A 3,139-nucleotide genomic window follows, 5' to 3' on the forward strand; every position below is an offset into this window, starting at 1 on the left:
CCACCCGCCGCAAACCGGCCCGGGGCAAGAACGTCACCGTCGTCGGCGCCCGCGAGAACAACCTCAAGGACGTCACGGTTACCTTCCCGCTGGGCGTCTTCACCGCCGTCACGGGCGTATCCGGCTCGGGCAAGTCCTCGCTGGTCAACTCCATCCTCTACCAGGTGCTCGCCAACCGCCTCAACCATGCGCGGGGCGTGCCCGGACGGCACAAGACCGTGCGCGGCCTGGACAATCTCGACAAGGTCGTCCACGTCGACCAGTCACCCATCGGACGCACCCCCCGCTCCAACCCGGCCACCTACACCGGCGTGTGGGACCACATCCGCAAGATCTTCGCCTCCGTACCCGAGTCGAAGGTGCGCGGTTACGGCCCCGGCCGCTTCTCCTTCAACGTCAAGGGCGGCCGCTGCGAGGCCTGCAAGGGCGACGGCACCCTCAAGATCGAGATGAACTTCCTCCCCGACGTGTACGTGCCCTGCGAGGTGTGCGGGGGCGCCCGCTACAACCGGGAGACCCTGGAGATCCGGTACAAGGACAAGACCGTTGCCGACGTGCTGGACATGACCATCAGCCAGGCCGCCGACTTCTTCGCCGCCACCCCCATCATCGCCCGCCACCTCAACACGCTGGTGGAGGTCGGGCTCGGCTACGTGCGCCTGGGGCAGGCCGCCACCACCCTGTCCGGTGGTGAGGCACAGCGCGTCAAGCTCGCCACCGAGCTGCAGCGCCGCTCCACCGGCCGCACCATCTACGTGCTGGACGAGCCGACGACGGGACTGCACTTCGAGGACATCCGCAAACTCCTCGGCGTGCTGCAGGGGCTGGTGGACAAGGGCAACTCGGTGGTGGTCATTGAGCACAACCTCGACGTCATCGCCAACGCCGACTGGATCATCGACATGGGGCCCGAGGGCGGCAAGGACGGCGGCACCGTCGTCGCCACCGGCACCCCCGAAGAGGTCGCCGACGTGCCCGGCTCCTGGACCGGCCGCTATCTCAAGGGCGTGTTGGCCGATCGCCGGGCGGCCGCCAGCTGACGGCGTCTGCGGTGCGCTCCTGCTCCTGGGCGAAGCGGTTGTACGCCAGGGACAGGCAGAAGCACACGACGCCGGCGACGACGAGCGCCAGGATCCGCATGAGCGAGTTCTGCCGGGCCACGTCGACCACCGCCAGCTTGAATACGACGAGCAGCACCAGGGTGAGCCCGTAGTGGCGCAGCGTGGTGATGCGGGCGCGGAACCCGACGACGATGCACACCGCGCCGGTCGCCAGCACCATGGCGGTCATGAGCATGGAGGTGGCGGATGCGCCGGTGAGGATCATCACTGACCACCACAGCATGAGGCTGTGCGAGATCGCCACGGTCAGGGTCACCCCGGTGCGCCGTCGCCAGGGCAGCAGCATCCGCCCACCGGCCACGGCGAGTGCGAGAGCCAACCCGACCAGCGGCGTCGCCAACAGTGGGCCGTTGAGATGGTCGGCTCGCACCAGCAGTGCGAGGCCCTGCGCCGTGAGCAGCGCGTCACCGAGCCACGCCAGGGGCGGAGGGGCCGCCGACAGCGGGGTGTGCAGATCCGCTGCGCCCTCCAGGCGGCCCGCCCGCTCGCCGCAGATGAGCATGCGGGGGCTGGACTCGGAAGTGAACAGGCCCATGCCGGCCAACGCCAGGGCCAGCGCGCCGGACACCAGCGGCGCCACGATCACTCCGGCGCCCGTGGTGGGAAGCATCTGGTTGAGCACCAGCGGCATCAGGATCACGAGGTTGCCGGCCACCAGCCACGCTGCGGCGTACAGGAACATGGGCCGGTTGATCGCTTCGTCGGAATTGGGTCGAGGCGGTGCCAGCAACCATTCCAGGCCCACGGCCAGCGCAACGCCGATGAGCACGGCGACCAGGGCCAGTGCCCGGGTCGTCGCGGCGGGGACGAACCCGGCCACGAGCGCCCCGAGCCCCGTGAACGGGAGTACCACCACCGGGACGCTATAGCCCAGGCGCACCACGGGCACGCTGGCCAACGCCACGATCAGTACCGTCGCCGCCAGGAGGTCAAGGTCCGCGGCGAAGATGAATGCGGCGACGGCGATCACGGTGCCCAGATGCACCGGGGCGATGGTGGTCAGCCACGAGGAGGGCACCTGGCGGGGGAGTAGGGCCAGGGTGGACAGGCCCATCAGGACCAAGAAGGTGATGGCGACGCCGCTGCGTAGGGACGCCGAGACGCCGTCGGCGTATCCGAGAACTGATATGGCCGCGGCGATGACCGCACCGGTGAGTCCCCACTCGATTGCCGCGGCCTGTCGACTGCCCACTTCGACCAGCAAGCGGGTGGAGTGGTGCACCTGTGCCATGAGCACCAGGCAGGGGAGGGTCAGCAGCGCGATCCCGAGCGGCGCAGTGGTGAGCAGCAGCCGAGTCGGTCCGGCGAGCAGCACGCTGGCGGTCACCACGATGGAGGTGGTGGGCAGCCAGGCCCTCAGGCGCATACGCGGCGAGAAGCGGGGCAGTAGGCTCGCCACCACTGCCAGAGCGATGACGTAGGTGTCGATGAGGGCCCACGTGAGCACCGTTTGCTCCGGGTGTGCGCTGACCTGCCAGGTGGCGAACCCCACCGTCACCAGTGCCCCCACCATGGAGATGACCGCGGTGAAGAACTGCCCGGTGACGCAGGAGACCAGCAGCAGGACGAAGGCCCACACCACCATCAGTCCCAGAGCCGCCGCCGGTGCCAGGCCGGTGGTCAGCACGGCGCCGATGATGGCGACGAAGCCGAGGGCGCCGCCCGTGCCGGTGAGGGTTGCTGCGGCCACCTGCTGCCGCTTCCGGGTGTTGGTCAGGAATGTTCCCGTACTCACCAGTGCGACGGCGATGACCCCTAGCGCCCCGACCTTGACGATGTCGGGAATCCGATCCCAGACCAGGGCGATGAGGCTCACCGCGGCGGACACGATGAGCAGTGCGGCGGCTCCGGACAGTACGTATCTGCCGATATTGCCTTCCCGTTGGACTTCCCGGCCCGGTGGCGGCACGGTTGGTGGCAGGGAGGGGCGCGGCCCGGAAACTGGCGCGGCGGGCCGGGGATGCGCTGGCGGTGCGGCTGGCGCGGGGTGCGCCTGCGGCGCCGCGGTGGGCTGAGGG

At 69.6% G+C, this 3,139-nt stretch carries 1 protein-coding gene and 1 pseudogene; one reads left to right on the forward strand and one right to left on the reverse strand.

The genetic code is table 11. The annotated features are described in order from the left end of the window. Positions 1-1,040 (forward strand): annotated as a pseudogene (locus RWX45_RS11785) (excinuclease ABC subunit A); the annotation flags it as partial. Here the strand turns inward: RWX45_RS11785 and RWX45_RS11790 are convergent. Then, a partial coding sequence (locus RWX45_RS11790) for a hypothetical protein (protein ID WP_316023911.1) occupies positions 1,000-3,139 on the reverse strand: 2,140 nt, incomplete at its 5' end. The pseudogene RWX45_RS11785 and the gene RWX45_RS11790 sit on opposite strands and share 41 nt — an antisense overlap.

This window comes from Actinomyces sp. MRS3W, from assembly GCF_032465695.1.
Taxonomy (GTDB): Bacteria; Actinomycetota; Actinomycetes; order Actinomycetales; family Actinomycetaceae; genus Actinomyces.